Genomic DNA, 14,008 nt, shown 5'->3' with positions numbered 1-14,008 from the left:
GCGGTCAGCGGGCCTACGCTTTTTCCAGCGTGCACTGGAGCGGGTGCTGGTTCTCGCGGGCGAAGTCGATGACCTGAGCGACCTTGGTCTCGGCCACCTCGTAGGTGAAGATGCCGCACACGCCGACGCCGCGCTGGTGGACGTGGAGCATCACCCGGGTGGCATCGTCGACACCCATCTTGAAGAAGCGCTGCAGGACGTGGACGACGAACTCCATCGGCGTGTAGTCGTCGTTGAGCATCAGCACCTTGTAGGGCGCCGGAGTCTTGGAGCGGGTGCGCGTCCGAGTCGCGACCCCGAGGCCGGTGCCGCCTTCGTCGTCGCCGCCGGTCTGGTCGGACATCGCTTTGATCACAGAGTCGTCGGTACGCATGGTTTGACCAATAATATGCGATTGGTCGGGAAACGGGCAAGGCCCGGACATGGTTTCCGACGTCCGAACCGCCCCAAAAAGGAGAAGGGCGGCCACTCCGTATGCCGGAGGACCGCCCTTCGAACTCGCCTGGCGCCGACTGGGCGCCAGGCATTGTCCGGCGCCAGTTAGGCGGCGAGCGTCTTGATGCGCTCGGCCGCGACCGAATAGCGGCTGGTGATCGGCTCGACGACGTCGCCGGTCATCTTCACGACCGTCTCCGACACGCGGGCGCTCTCGGCGACCAGCTGGTCGAACGCGCTGCGGGCGAACTCGCTCTGCAGGCGGAACAGGTCGGTCGGCGACTTCACCTCGGCGAAGCTCTTCAGGGCGGCCGAAGCGTCCTCGAAGCTGCGGCGGCCGAAGTCGGCGGCGCCCTGGCTCAGCGTCTCGGCATATTTGGCGGCGGTCTTCTGCGAAGCGACCAGCGCCTCGATGTTGCCGCGGGTGAGGTCGGCGAGCTCTTCCGCGACGCGGGCGCTCTTCTCCATGGCGGCCTTCGACTGCTCGTTGGCGCTGCCGATGGCGGTGCGGATCTGCTCGGCGGCCTGTTCGGCGGCTTCGCGGGTCTTGTTGATGGTCTCGGTCATGCTCTTGGCTCCTGTCTCGATCTTCTTGGTCGCGGCCGGAGCGGGCATGGCGGGCTTCGCCTTGGGCTGCTCGGCCTTCTTCTCGGTCTTCGGTACTTCGATCTTCGGCTCTTCCACCTTGGCGGCCGGCTGGACCGGCTGGGCCTTGGCCACCGGAGCCGCCTTCGGCTCCGGCTTCACGACGTCGGCCGGCTTGGCGTCCGGCTTCTGGTTCACGATCGCCGGCTCGACCGGCGCGGCGGTTGCGGCCGCCTTCACGGGAGCCGCCGCAGCGGCGGCAGACTTCGCGCTCGTCTTCGCGGCGGTGCGCTTGGCGGGCGTGGCTTTCTGATCAGCCATGATGCACGACTCCCTTTGTTGCAGTGCAGCATTTAGGGAAGCCGACAGGGGGTTTCAAGGATTATTTTGTGCGGTGCAACATGAAGGCTAACGTGCCCTGACGTAGCTCCCCGGCGCGTCCTCGATCGCCTTGAGCTTCCCCTTACCGGGGACCCGGGCGCCCTTGGCCGCCACCTCGGTGTCGGAGAGACCGCGAATCCACTGGACCCAGTCGGGCCACCAGCTGCCCTTCACTTCCTTCGCACCTGCGATGAAGTCGTCGAGGGCGTCGACCTTATCCTCGTTGATCCAATACTGATATTTCTGGGCCTCGGGCGGGTTCACGACACCGGCGATATGGCCGGAGCCCGCGAGGACGAAGCGCAGCGGTCCCTTGAAGTGGTGGGTGATCTTCCACACGCTCCTGGGCGGCGCGATATGGTCCTCGCGCCCGGCCTGGACATAGGTCGGCACCGTCACCTTGGTGAGGTTGATCGGCACCCCGTCGACCTCGATCCCGCCGGGCTGGACCAGCCTGTTCTCGCGGTAGAGCTGCTGGAGATAGGCGACGTGCCACTTGGCCGGCAGGTTGGTCGTGTCCGAATTCCAGTGGAGCAGGTCGAACGGCGTATAGTCCTGGCCGAGCAGGTAATTGTTGACCACGTAGCTCCAGATGAGGTCGCGGCCGCGCAGCAGGTTGAAGGTCGCCGCCATGTAGCGGCCGTCGAGATAGCCCTTCTCCGCCGAGATCTGGCGGATCATCTCCATCTGCTCGTCGTCGATGAACACCTGGAGGTCGCCGGCCTCGGAGAAGTCGACCTGGGCGGTGAAGAAGGTCGCGCTGGCGACCTTGTCCTGCTCGCCGCGTGCCGCCAGCAGGGCCAGAGTCGCGGCGAGATAGGTGCCGGCGACGCAATAGCCGATGAGGTGCGCGCTCTCGACCCCGAGCAGGTCGCGCACCGCGTCGAGCGCCTCGACCTGCGCCTTGACGTAATCGTCGAGCCCGACCTCGGCGAGGCTCTCGTCGGCCGATTTCCACGACACGACGAACACGGTCAGGCCCTGCTCGACCGCCCAGCGGATGAAGCTCTTCTTCGGATTGAGATCGAGGATGTAGTAGCGGTTGATCCAGGGCGGGAAGATCAGCAGCGGGACTTTGAGCACCTTCTCGGTCGTCGGCTCATATTGGATGAGCTGGTAGAGCGGCGTCTGCTTGACCACCTTGCCGGGCGTCATCGCGATGTTGCGGCCGACCTCGAACGCCTCGGGGTCGGTCTGGGTGAGCTGCCCGTGGCGCATGTCGCGAAGCATGTGCTCGAGGCCCTTGAGCAGATTTTCGCCCTTGGTCTCCAGCGTCTTCTGGATGACCAGCGGATTGGTCGCCGCGAAATTGGACGGCGCCATCGCATCGACGAACTGCCGGGTCTGGAATTTGAGCTTGGCCTTTTGCTTGTCGTCGATCCCCTGAAGCGCGTCGACCGAGCCGAGCAGCCGTTCCGACACCAGCAGGTAGGACTGGCGGATCATGTCGAACATCGGGTGCTCCGCCCATTCGGGCGCGGCGAACCGCTTGTCCTTCTCGGCCTGCTCCTGGAGCTCAGTCTTCCCGCCCGCGCCCTGGCCGAGCACGCGCTGCCAGATGCCCAGCCCCTCGGTCCACAATTGGGTCTGCATCTGCGCCAGCTGCGCGGGGTCCGGGAACATCTCCATGCCCGGCCAGCGCAGTGCCGCCTTGGACGGATCGAACGCCGCCGCGGCGCCTTCCTTCATCTGCTCGGCGACATGCTCCAGCATGAGCTGCTGCGCGCGGCCCATGACGAAGGTCCAGTGCTGCATCTCTTCCAGGCTCGGCAGCGGCGGCATGCCGGGCATGTCGGCCTTGGACTCGGCTTGCTTGCTGTCCTGATCGGCCATGGCGCGCGCCTCCTCTCCCTCGCCTTGCGCTTAGCCAACGCCGCACGCGCGGGGAAGTGTCGCGCGATTCCCTGCTGCGCCGCAGCACAGGCGGCGCTACAGCGACGTCATGACGTCAGATTTCTACCGCATCCGCCGCCTGCCGCCCTATGTCTTCGCGGAGGTCAACGCGATGAAGGCGGCGGCGCGGGCGCGGGGCGAGGACATCATCGATCTCGGCATGGGCAATCCCGACGGCGCGCCGCCGGCCCACGTCATCGAGAAGCTGGCCGAGGTCGCGCGCAATCCCCGCGCCCACCGTTACTCCGCGTCCAAGGGAATCGCCGGCCTGCGCAAGGCCCAGGCCGGCTATTACCAGCGCCGCTTCGGGGTCGAGCTCGATCCGGACAGCGAGGTGATCGTCACGCTCGGGTCGAAGGAAGGCCTCGCCAACCTCGCCCAGGCGATCACCGCGCCCGGCGACGTGGTGCTGGCGCCCAACCCGTCCTACCCGATCCACCAGTTCGGCTTCATCATCGCCGGCGCATCGATCCGCTCGATCCCGGCCGCGCCCGGCCCGGACTTCTTCGACATGCTCGAGCGGGCGGTGCGCTACACCGTGCCGACGCCGAAGGTGCTGGTCATCGGCTATCCGTCCAACCCGACCGCCTATGTCGCCGACCTCCCCTTCTACGAGCAGGTCGTAGCCTTCGCCCGCGAGCACGGCCTGTGGGTGATCAGCGACCTCGCCTACGCCGAAATCTATTTCGGCGATGAGCCGACGCCGTCGATCCTGCAGGTGCCCGGCGCCAGGGGCGTCGCGGTCGAGTTCACGTCGATGTCCAAGACCTATTCGATGGCCGGCTGGCGGATGGGCTTCGCGGTCGGCAACCGCGAGCTGATCGGCGCTCTCACGCGGGTGAAATCCTATCTCGATTACGGCGCCTTCACGCCGATCCAGGCGGCTGCGGTCGCGGCGCTCAACGGGCCGCAGGACATCGTCGAGCACAACCGCAGGCTCTACAAGGCGCGCCGCGACGTGCTCGTCGACTGTTTCGGCCGCGCCGGCTGGGAGATCACGCCGCCCCAGGCGAGCATGTTCGCCTGGACCCCGATCCCCGAGCCGTTCCGCGCAGCCGGATCGATGCACTTCGCCAAGCGCCTCCTCACGGAAGCGGGGGTCGCCGTCGCCCCGGGCGTCGGCTTCGGCGAGGAAGGCGAGGGCTATGTCCGAATTGCGCTCGTCGAGAACGAGCAGCGCCTGCGCCAGGCCGCGCGCGGCGTGAAGAAGTTCCTCAGCAACGCCTAGTTGCAGCGCGGCCGGTCGGGGCGGGACAGTTGCGACGATCGAGGTGATTGAAGGGAGCGCTCCCCGTCGCCACCGGCGACGGGGAGGAATGACTCACTCGGCGACGGCGACGTCGACCTTCTCGACCCAGTCGGGGACGAACATCGGCTCGCGGCTCGACCAGCCCGGCGCGGTCGCCGCGGCTTCGCTGATCGACTGGAGCAAGGTGCGGCGGCGGGTCGGGTGAAGATGCGGGAGCGCCGCCGCGGAGCAGAAGGCGGCCGGCAGCCACGGGCGCACCGACGCGCCGATCAGCCGCTCGTAGAGAAAGCGATAGGAAGCGAAGCAGCTCAGCCGGTCCTGGCCGAGGTCGAACGCGGTCATCGTGACCAGCGGCGCCATCATCGGCTCCATCGTGTCGAGGCCGCAATCGTCCGGGACGTAGGAGCGGATATGCTCGAGGCGCTGATAGACGCGCTCCTGGGCACGGATGCTGGCAGCTTCCGCGATGTCGCGCGACCAGCGCTTGACCGCGTCGCGGCGGCCGAGGCCGACGTCGAGCGAGCGGCGGATGTAGCGCTGCGTGCCCTTCGGGAAGGTTGCAAATTCACGCATCTCCGACAGGGCCAAGGCCCCGTTGGGCTGACGCGGCTGACGCGTATTCGTACTCATGATCCCGCTCCTTATCCCCGCGGAGCATCATGCAACATCTAGGCTTTCCAGCCCGTTAACCCTGGCACCCCGCGTGCCCCGAGGGAGAGAGAATCACGCAATGGAGTCGGCGGCAATGCGAAATCCGCGCCGCCGCCACGGGCCTGTGGAACTGTCACCGGCCTGCAACATATGAGAGCGGGCGCCGGCCGCGGTCGCTCTAGCATCGTTACGCCGCCGGCCGCTTTTACCCCCGCTGACCCGGCGCTCGTGCGATGCTAGCAGGAGGCGGGGGTGGGATGAGCGAATCGGGCGGAGAATCGGCGCGGCGGGGCCGCACATTGGCGAGCGAGGCGGACTCGTCGGGCTATCGGCGGCCGATTCCCGACCGCAGTTCGCCCGCATTTTCGACCAACGCCAGCCCCGCTTCTGCGAACGCCGGGCCGGTGGGCGGCGCTGGCAATCCGCTTCAGTTAGACGGAGGCATGGACCGCGCCCTACCGCGATCGCATGGGCGCTGGCTGCCGGACTGGCCGCTCGCGCTCAAGACGATCCTTGCTTTCTGGCTCTTCTACCTCGTGCAGGCGACTCTGCGCGGGGCGATCGTCGCTTATGAGGGCCAGCTCGAGATGCTCGAGCGGCGCACCTTCGTCATCGTCGCGGGAATGCTGCTCACCGGCATCATGTACGTTCTGCTGCGCCCGTTCAGCGCCGCCGGCATCCGCACCAAGATCATCGCCGCGGCGATCCTCTGCCTTCCCGCCGCCGCCGCCTTCTCGGCGTTCAACCATTATATGTTTTACGTCTACTCGCCGATGGACGCGGTGTGGATCGTCCGCGACAACGCGATGCTGACCGACCGCGAGAAGAGCACGGTCGCGATGCTCGCCGACGGCGCCTTCTCCTGGTACTTCTTCTTCGCCGCCTGGTCGGCGATCTACGTGGCGCTGAGCTACGCCCGCCAGCTTCGCGCCGCCGACCAGCGCGCGGCGGTGCTCGCCCGCGAGGCGCAGGACGCCCAGCTCCGCGCGCTGCGCTATCAGATCAATCCGCACTTCCTGTTCAACACGCTCAATTCGCTGAGCTCGCTCGTCCTCGCCGAGCGCACCGAGACCGCCGAGAAGATGCTGATGAACCTGTCGGCCTTCTTCCGCGCCACCCTCGCCGCCGATCCCGCCGCCGACGTCTCGCTGGCGGAGGAGATCGACCTCCAGAAGCTCTATCTCGAGATCGAGCAGATCCGTTTCCCCGACCGCTTGAAGGTCGAGATCGACGTGCCCGGCCATCTGCTCGACCGCCGCGTGCCGGTGCTGATCCTCCAGCCAGTGGTCGAGAATGCGGTGAAATATGGCGTCGCCCGCTCCCGCCATCCGGTCACCATCAACGTCTCGGCCTATGAGGAAGCCGGGCGGCTTCACATCAAGGTCAAGGACGATGGCGGCGACGCGGCCGAGATCGCGCCGGGCGGCGGCACCGGAGTCGGCCTCGCCAATGTCTGCGACCGTCTGACCGCCCGCTTCGGCGCCGGCGCCGGCTGCCTTCACGGTCCCGATCCGGGCGGCGGCTACACCGTCCACATCTTCATGCCGGTGGTGACCGATGACTGACCTGAAAGTCCTGGCCGTCGACGACGAACCGCTCGCTGTCGAGCGGCTTCAGATCCTGCTGTCGAAGCAGCCGGACGTGGCGCTCGCGGGCACCGCCAATGACGGCGAATCCGCGCTTCAGATGGTCGACGAATTGAAGCCCGATCTCGTCCTGCTCGACATCGCCATGCCCGGCATGGACGGCATCGACGTCGCGCGCGCGCTGAGCGGGCGGCCGCACGTCCCGCTCGTCATCTTCGTCACCGCCTTCGACAATTTCGCGGTCGCGGCGTTCGACGTCGAGGCGGTCGACTATCTGATGAAGCCGGTCCTTCCGGACCGTCTCGCCCGTGCCCTCGAACGCGCCCGCGAGCATCCCCGCCGCGCCCCCGGCCCCGCCGCGCCGGCGCCCCGCTATGTCGAGGAATTCTGGGTGCCGGAGCTTCACGGCCTCGTCCGAATCGGCGCCGACCAGATCGAGCGAATCACCGCCGAGCGCGATTACATGCGCCTCCATGTCGGCAACCGCAGCTGGCTGATCCACCGCACCATTGCCAAGCTCGAGGAGGAGCTGGACCCTGCCCTGTTCGTCCGGGTCCACCGCTCGGTGATCCTTCGCCGCGACACCATCGTCGGCCTCCACCGCGACGAAGCCGGCCACTGGAACGCCCGCCTCCCCGACGGCGCCGAGCAGCGCATTGGCCGGAGCTATGCCGACAATGTCAGGAAGATGACCGGGCGCGGCTAGTCCAGGTCGATCGTCACCGTTCCGCGATCGGTCTCGATGTCCACCTCGCTGACCTCGTCGCAGTAGAAGAAAGTCTTCGTGTAGGTCCGGCCGGGCCCGAGCTGGGCGTTAGGCGTGTCGACGCACTCCGAGCGGCCGGGGCGGTCGTTGGCGACGATCTTGTGGATGGTGAGCGGCTCGTCCTCGGCATTGGTGAGCATCACCACGCGGTTGGCGATGGTCTCGGCCTCGATGTTCGGGCCGCAGGCCGCGCCGGCGGCGCAGCAGGGCAGAATGAGCAAGACCCGCCTGGACATGGCTCCCGTATCGGAGGCCGTGTCAGGCGGGTCTAGGAAAAAATGGCCGGGAAAAAAATGGGAGGCGGCGGGCGTGTCGCCGCCTCCCTGGCCGCCGGAGCGGGAGCTGCGAGGGTGGGCAGACCGTGGCAGCTGGCCGGCGGGCGTCTTGTTATCGGCGGGTGATCGTCTCCCTGACGACCGGCTGGCGCGCGTCGAGCGCGGCGAAATCCAGGTCGCTGTAGGACGGCGCAACCGCCACTTGCCGAGCATCGCTCGAAAGATCCGGACCCGCGGCCGCACTCATCATCGTGCCGGCGGCGGCGACGGCGAGGATCATGGCACCAAGGCGCATATCGTCTCTCCTTCATCACTGCGGCCGGGGAAGTCGGCCTGGTTGACGGGTTGCGGGCCGGGAAGGTGACAGGGGCGTGCTGGCTTCCCGAACCCGCATCGACCTTCTGGCCCAAGCCGCCGCGGGACGCCTCTCCGCTTCGACCGCGGGGGCAGAAGCTTCGGCGAAGCTGCATCGGTACGACGAAAGCGACGGAAGCGACGACCGGCGCACAATTGCGGGCGAGTAACCGGCTCCTGCCAGCCTGTTCCCCGATGGGACGGAGCGGAATCAGCGCGGGCGGACAGGGCCGGCCTGTCGTAGATCACAAGGCGAGCGGACGCGGAGCGACGGCGCGATCATGATTCCAGCGAGGCGCAGGAGTAGGAGGCGGAGACTGCCCGTGCCTCGGCGCGGCCTCGCCGTGACGCTCGCCGTAGCCGCGCTGACCGGCTCCTGCGCGCCGATGGCGATGGACAGCGCCGGGCTCGCCCGGCCGGGCACCCTCATCCCGGTCACCGACACGGCAGCGCTCGATCCGTCGCTGCCACCGATGCTGACCGGCCCGCAAGCGATCGACGCCAACGCCGCCCTGCCCTTCGCAGGCGCCTTCAATCCCGCCGCGGCGTCGCTCGCGTTCAGCAACATGGACGCGCTCGCCGGCATGCGTGCGCTCGATTGCCTCGCCCAGGCCGTCTATTACGAGGCGCGCTCGGAGCCCGAGGACGGCCAGCGCGCGGTCGCCCAGGTGGTGCTCAACCGGGTCCGCCATCCGGCCTGGCCGAACAGCGTGTGCGGAGTCGTCTACCAGGGGCCGGCACGGGCCGGGGGCGGCTGCCAGTTCACCTTCACCTGCGATGGATCGCTGCGCTTTGGCGCCTATGGAGAAGACTGGGGCCGCGCCCGCCGCCTCGCCGCCGAGGCGCTCGCCGGCCGGGTCCATGCGCCGGTCGGGCTGTCGACCTTCTACCATGCCAATTATGTCCTTCCGGCCTGGGCGCCGCGGCTGCTCAAGACCGCGGTGATCGGCAACCACCTCTTCTACCGGCTGCCCGGCGCCGCCGGCACGCCCGCCGCCTTCACCGCCGCTTATGCCGGCGCCGAGCCGATCGCCCGCCCCAACCCCATCACCGTGCGTTACGCGCGGCGCGGCGCGACGGGCGACCTTCCCGCCTGGCTGGCCTCGGCCACGACTCGCGCGCAGACGCCATCTCCCGCTCCGGCCCGCTACGCGACCCAGCCCGCCGAGGACCTGCATGTGCGCCCCGAATTTCGCCAGTCCGGCCAGTGGCGCGACGACGCGCCGGGAGCGTTGACCGGCCGCTAGGCGATCCGGGTCAGCCGCGCCGCGAGCCCGGCCAGCCCCGGCGCAACGCCCATCGCGCCCATGGCCAGGCGCCGCGGCAGCCGAGTCTCCGCCGCCCAGCGTAGCCCCTCCGCCACCCTCAGAGGCCGCGCCGCCCGCGCCGACCAGCCGCGCTGGAAGCGGTCGCCCGTTTCCCCGCGCCGATAGGCGTCGGCCGCCGCCATGCCGCTGGTCAGCGCCATCGCGATGCCGTCACCGGCGAGCGACGCGATCACTGCCGCCTGGTCGCCCACCCGATACAGCTTCGGCACGCATCCCGATGCGCGCCAGCCATAGGGCACGTTGCCGACGCTGATCCACGCCGCGTCGTAAGCCGCCTCAAGCCGTTCGGCGAGAAGCGCGGTCTCCCGCGCCAGGGCCTCCAGCAACTCGCGGACTCCCCCGCTCCGCCGGAGCTTCTCGCTCGACACCGACATGCACAGATTGGCCTGCCCATCCTCCTGCAGCAGCAGGCCGGCATAGCCCCCATCGAACGGATGCAGCTCGATGACCCCGTCGAGCGCGGCGGCGACCTTCGGACCCGGCGCAAAGGCGGCCCTCAGGCCCACGGCGCCCCGCCGCCGCTGGTCGAGCGGCCGCGCCAGGCCGCGCAGCTCATGCTTGCCGGTGGCGAGGAACAGCGCGCCGGCCTGAATCTCGCTGCCATCCTCCATGCGCACGATGAGGCTGGCCGGGTCGCCCCCGCGCGCCGCCAGGCCCCGTCGCACCACCGCGCCGGACTCCTCGGCCGCGTTACGCAGCGCCTCGTCGAGGCGACGACGCGACAACCCAGCCGCCGGCTTCGGCAACCGCGTTTCGACCAGGCGCCGCGCGCTCGCCAGCCGCAGCCGGGCGATCGGCCGCGCGCCCAGGCCGTCGGCGTCCACTCCCAGCCGCCGCAACGCGGCCAGCGCATCCCAGCCGAGGAAGCCGCCGCACACCACGTCATGCGGCCCCGCCTGGCGCTCGATCAGCTCGACCTGGGCCCCGCCGCGCGCCAATGTCATCGCGGTCGCCGAGCCCGCCGGTCCGCCGCCGACCACGAGCGCCTCGACGATCCGGCGCCCGTCGCTCAACTCGCCCGCTCGAAGCGGAACCCTTCCGCCGCCAACCCCGGCCCGAAGGCGATCGCCACGCCGCGCTTCTTTTCCGGGCGGCCGAGCAGGTCGGCGAGCACGAACATCAGGGTCGACGACGACATGTTGCCGAAATCGGCGAGGATTCGCCGCGAGCTGTCGAGCGCGTCCGGCGCGAGCTCCAGCCCGCGCTCGACCGCGTCGAGGATCGAGCGGCCGCCGGCATGGACCGCCCAGGCGTCGACGTCAGACGGCGCCCAGCCGTCGAGCAGCCGCTCACGCACGCGCGGCTCGGTCAGCGCGGCGCCGATCCGTCCCGGCACTTCGCCGGACAAAGTCATCTCGAACCCGGTATCGCCGATCGTCCAGCGGATGAGCGCGTCCGACTCAGGAAGGGTCGCGTTGAACTGCGCGGTCATCTCGAAGCCCTTGGGCTCGGCGGTCACCAGCGCCGCCGCGGCGCCGTCGCCGAACTGCAGGCCGGCGAGAAGCGGCTCCGGCTCGGTCATAAGCCGCAAATGAAGCGAGGACAGCTCGACCGTCACCACCAGCACCCGCGCCGCGGGCTCGGAACGCACGATATGGAAGGCGGTCCGCAGCGCCGCGACCGCGGCGTAGCAGCCCATGAAGCCGACCAGGGTCCGCTCGACGTCGCCGAGCCCGAGCTGCGCCGCGATGACCTGGTCGACGCCGGGTGCGACGAAGCCGGTGCAGCTCGCCACCACGAGATGCGTAATTCCGTCCAGTGCGACCTGCTCACGCAGGCGCCCGATCGCCGCCAGCGCCAGCTCCGGCGCGGCATCGGCATAGAGCTGCATCCGCTCCGCCGTTCCCGGCATTCGGTCGGCGTAGAAGCCGCCGGGATCGACCGGCGATCCGCCGCCCGGCGCCTGCGGCAGGATCGACCAGCGATGCGCGATACCCGACCGTTCCGCCATCCGCTCGAACAGCAGTCTCAGGCGCCGGTCGCCGATCTGCGCCCGTCCCCAATCGATATAGGCCTGGTGGATGTCGTGATCGGGGACCGCTCCGGCGACGGCATTAAGGTACGCGCCTCTACTGCTCATCCGTCATCCTCGGCCGGCACGTTGCCCCGTCATGCGATTGCCGTTTTAACGTCCCAGCCACGGTTTCGGGCGCGCCACGGGGATCGCGCGCCCTTCATGGCATGTCGGCGTTCTGGCGCCCTGCGAAATGGGTGAAGGCGAGCACCGTGATGCCGATGATCAGCGGCACGATCGCCGCGCGAAGCATCTCGCGGCGGTCGGACGCATCGCTGTCGGTGATCGCCAGCAGGGCGATGCCGATCGTGAAGGCGATGAAGATCCAGCCGAGCATCGCGTCGGCCCAGGGCTGGCGCGCCTCCAGCCTCTGGACGAGCATCGGCACGCTGGTCGGATCGCTGCGCATCGCCTCGCGGATCGTGCGGTGGTGCATCGACGTCGCGATCAGCCGGGTGATGAAGCTGATGATGACGGCGAAGGTGATGATGGCCGCGATCGGAATGAAGATCTCAAGCGTGCCCATGGCTTGCCCTCCCTGTCCTCGCGGCTCTGGTGGCCGCGCCCGGAGCATGCGCTTTAAGCGGAAGCGCGTCCAGACCGGGGCCGGAAGCCGGTCGATCCGCCCTTTACGGACGCCCCCCGGCAAGGGCACAGCGCCAGCGATCATGAGCAGAAACTGCCGCAAAGCCGCGCCGCCATGCCAGTCGACGGAGATGCCGTGATGGAGCCGCTCGCCGCATTCCGCGCCTATTTCGCCCAATGCCCGCTGGTCGCGATCATCCGCGGCGTGACTCCGGACGAGGTCGAGGAGATCGGCGAGGCGCTCTACCAGGCGGGCATCCGCATCATCGAGGTTCCGCTGAACTCGCCGGATCCGCTCGCCAGCATCGCCCGCCTGGCGCGCCGGCTCGGCGACCGGGCGCTGATCGGCGCCGGCACCGTGCTCGGCGTCGATCAGGTCGCCGCGGTGAATCAGGCGGGCGGGCGGCTCGTCGTCTCGCCTTGCGCCGACCCGGCGGTCATCGCGGCGACGGCGGCGGCGGGAATGGTGTCCTGCCCGGGCTATTTCACGCCGACCGAGGCGTTCGCGGCGCTCGGCGCCGGCGCCCATGCGCTCAAGCTGTTCCCAGCCGAGGCGGCCTCGCCCGCCATGGTCAAGTCGCAGCGCGCGGTGATCCCGCGCTCGGCCCCGCTGCTCGTCGTCGGCAGCGTCACGCCCGACAAGATGGCGGCCTATCTGGCGGCGGGCGCCGACGGCTTCGGGCTGGGCGGCGCGCTCTACCGGCCGGGGCAGACCGGCGCTCAGGTCGTCGAGCAGGGCCGCGCCTTCATCGACGCGCTGCGCGCGCCAGGCGGCCAGGGCATCGGCTCGTGATGAGGGGGAAAGGGGTCGGAGCGCACGCGCCCCGACCCCTTGGGAAAACCGCCGGCCGCCGTCGGCAGGTGGGAGTGTGCCGTCTTGGGGGAGAGGGAGGCTGGCGGCTTTCCGTTGCCGTTCAACTGCATCATCCCCATGTCCGACGGCGTAGCGCGAAGCATGGAAAAAACGTGGAAAGCGCCCGACGGCCCTGCTAGGCAGCCGCCCACAGGGGCTTGTAACTGACAGAAATTGAATGAACCCCTGGAAATTGAAGCTTCTCGGCGACTGCCTGTTGTCGTCGCCGTCCGGACACCCGACTCGCCTCTCGACCCGCAAGTCTCTCGCGCTGATGGCCTATCTGGCCGTGCAGCCGGACCGGCGTGCGCGCCGCCAGCGCCTCTCCGATCTGCTGTGGGAGGATGCCGACGCCGACCAGGGCCGCCTCCACGTGCGCAAGGCCCTGTGGCTGCTCCGTTCGGAAAGCGCCAAGGCTGACTCCGACGCGCCGGCGCCGGTCGCCGGCGACGGCGAGTGGCTCGCGATTCCCGATGGACTGGTCGCCACCGACGTGGACGACTTCCTCCTCGCGGCCGACGCCGCCGGTGACGATCCGGAGCGGCTCGAAGCCGCCGCGGCCCTTTATGCCGGCGATTTCCTCGGCGGCTTCGCCATCCGCAACGCGCCCGCGTTCGAGGATTGGGTGGAGGTCGAGCGCCAGCGCCTGCGCGAAGCCGCGCTGTCGGTGTTGCGACGCCTGCTCGCCGCTTATGGCGAGCGTCCCGATGCGAGCGAGCCGGCGATGCGCGCGGCGCTGCGCCTGCTCATTCTCGACCCGCTCGAGGAACATGCCCATCGCACGGTGATGCGCGCGCACGCCCGCCAGGGTCGCGCCGCCGCCGCCCTCACCCATTATCACGGCTTGCGCGAGACGCTGACGCGCGAGCTCGGCGTCGACCCCGAGCCGCAGACCCAGGCGCTGTTCCGCGAGATCAGCGCCGGCCGCTGAGGAAGATGCCCCCGCCTGTGCCGGTGAGGCCGGCGAGCAGGCCGAGCGCCGCCCCCGCCGGGAGGGTGACCGCGAGCGACGGCCGCCTGGTCGCGCGCGCTGCGAGCCGCTCCGGTTGCCAG

15 protein-coding genes are annotated in these 14,008 nt (G+C 69.3%); 6 read left to right on the top strand and 9 right to left on the bottom strand.

The genetic code is table 11. From position 1 onward, the window contains the following. Positions 1 to 13: 13 nt before the first annotated feature. From clpS to phaC, 3 genes are all read right to left on the bottom strand, one after another. Positions 14 to 343, bottom strand: a complete 330-nt coding sequence (clpS, locus tag G7B71_RS04955) for an ATP-dependent Clp protease adapter ClpS (protein WP_243406112.1) — start codon at positions 341 to 343, stop codon at positions 14 to 16. Positions 344 to 540: 197 nt separating this feature from the next. Continuing rightward, the gene (gene phaP, locus G7B71_RS04950) at positions 541 to 1,341 is read right to left on the bottom strand and encodes a phasin family protein (RefSeq protein ID WP_166038483.1); all 801 of its coding nucleotides are present in this window, start codon (positions 1,339 to 1,341) and stop codon (positions 541 to 543) included. Between the two features lie 87 nt (positions 1,342 to 1,428). After that, a complete protein-coding gene (phaC, locus tag G7B71_RS04945; protein WP_243406111.1) occupies positions 1,429 to 3,192 on the bottom strand; it encodes a class I poly(R)-hydroxyalkanoic acid synthase in 1,764 nt (587 codons plus the stop codon). 151 nt (positions 3,193 to 3,343) lie between these two features. Here phaC and G7B71_RS04940 point away from each other — a divergent pair, with 151 nt between their 5' ends. Further along, a complete protein-coding gene (locus tag G7B71_RS04940) occupies positions 3,344 to 4,522 on the top strand; it encodes an LL-diaminopimelate aminotransferase (RefSeq protein WP_166038479.1) in 1,179 nt (392 codons plus the stop codon). Positions 4,523 to 4,615: 93 nt separating this feature from the next. Here the strand turns inward: G7B71_RS04940 and G7B71_RS04935 are convergent, their stop codons facing one another. After that, positions 4,616 to 5,173, bottom strand: a complete 558-nt coding sequence (locus G7B71_RS04935) for a hypothetical protein (RefSeq protein WP_166038477.1) — start codon at positions 5,171 to 5,173, stop codon at positions 4,616 to 4,618. 464 nt (positions 5,174 to 5,637) lie between these two features. On the opposite strand from G7B71_RS04935, the gene G7B71_RS04930 reads away from it, so the two are divergent. Then, the gene (locus tag G7B71_RS04930; RefSeq protein WP_166038475.1) at positions 5,638 to 6,759 is read left to right on the top strand and encodes a sensor histidine kinase; all 1,122 of its coding nucleotides are present in this window, start codon (positions 5,638 to 5,640) and stop codon (positions 6,757 to 6,759) included. Beyond that, positions 6,752 to 7,486: a response regulator transcription factor gene (locus G7B71_RS04925; protein ID WP_166038473.1), complete on the top strand. Its 735-nt coding sequence runs from the start codon at positions 6,752 to 6,754 to the stop codon at positions 7,484 to 7,486. The genes G7B71_RS04930 and G7B71_RS04925 overlap by 8 nt, the downstream gene beginning before the upstream one ends. On the opposite strand, the gene G7B71_RS04920 is transcribed toward G7B71_RS04925, so the two are convergent. After that, positions 7,483 to 7,782: a hypothetical protein gene (locus G7B71_RS04920; protein WP_166038471.1), complete on the bottom strand. Its 300-nt coding sequence runs from the start codon at positions 7,780 to 7,782 to the stop codon at positions 7,483 to 7,485. The two genes, G7B71_RS04925 and G7B71_RS04920, sit on opposite strands and share 4 nt — an antisense overlap. Before the next feature lie 151 nt (positions 7,783 to 7,933). After that, positions 7,934 to 8,116: a hypothetical protein gene (locus G7B71_RS04915; protein ID WP_166038469.1), complete on the bottom strand. Its 183-nt coding sequence runs from the start codon at positions 8,114 to 8,116 to the stop codon at positions 7,934 to 7,936. 382 nt (positions 8,117 to 8,498) lie between these two features. Here G7B71_RS04915 and G7B71_RS04910 point away from each other — a divergent pair, with 382 nt between their 5' ends. Then, entirely contained in the window at positions 8,499 to 9,422 is a 924-nt protein-coding gene (locus tag G7B71_RS04910; RefSeq protein ID WP_243406105.1) for a cell wall hydrolase, read from the top strand. On the opposite strand, the gene G7B71_RS04905 is transcribed toward G7B71_RS04910, so the two are convergent. The 3 genes from G7B71_RS04905 to G7B71_RS04895 all read right to left on the bottom strand — a co-directional run bounded on the left by G7B71_RS04905 (position 9,419) and on the right by G7B71_RS04895 (position 12,043). Further along, positions 9,419 to 10,516 (bottom strand): FAD-dependent monooxygenase, encoded by a 1,098-nt coding sequence (locus tag G7B71_RS04905; RefSeq protein ID WP_207774716.1) that lies wholly within the window; start codon positions 10,514 to 10,516, stop codon positions 9,419 to 9,421. The genes G7B71_RS04910 and G7B71_RS04905 overlap by 4 nt on opposite strands. Then, positions 10,513 to 11,583 (bottom strand): type III polyketide synthase, encoded by a 1,071-nt coding sequence (locus G7B71_RS04900; protein ID WP_166038465.1) that lies wholly within the window; start codon positions 11,581 to 11,583, stop codon positions 10,513 to 10,515. Before G7B71_RS04900 ends, G7B71_RS04905 begins: the two co-directional genes overlap by 4 nt. A gap of 94 nt (positions 11,584 to 11,677) precedes the next feature. Further along, positions 11,678 to 12,043, bottom strand: coding sequence for a hypothetical protein (locus tag G7B71_RS04895; RefSeq protein WP_166038463.1), 366 nt, complete (start codon positions 12,041 to 12,043; stop codon positions 11,678 to 11,680). Positions 12,044 to 12,241: 198 nt separating this feature from the next. On the opposite strand from G7B71_RS04895, the gene G7B71_RS04890 reads away from it, so the two are divergent. Beyond that, a complete protein-coding gene (locus G7B71_RS04890; protein WP_166038601.1) occupies positions 12,242 to 12,895 on the top strand; it encodes a 2-dehydro-3-deoxy-6-phosphogalactonate aldolase in 654 nt (217 codons plus the stop codon). Between the two features lie 238 nt (positions 12,896 to 13,133). Continuing rightward, complete coding sequence (locus G7B71_RS04885; RefSeq protein ID WP_166038461.1) at positions 13,134 to 13,886, top strand: BTAD domain-containing putative transcriptional regulator; 753 nt, start codon at positions 13,134 to 13,136, stop codon at positions 13,884 to 13,886. Positions 13,887 to 14,008: the final 122 nt, after the last annotated feature.

It is taken from the genome of Sphingosinicella sp. YJ22 (assembly GCF_011320075.1).
Classification (GTDB): Bacteria; Pseudomonadota; Alphaproteobacteria; order Sphingomonadales; family Sphingomonadaceae; genus Allosphingosinicella.
This window is presented reverse-complemented; position numbering and strand designations above follow the sequence as displayed.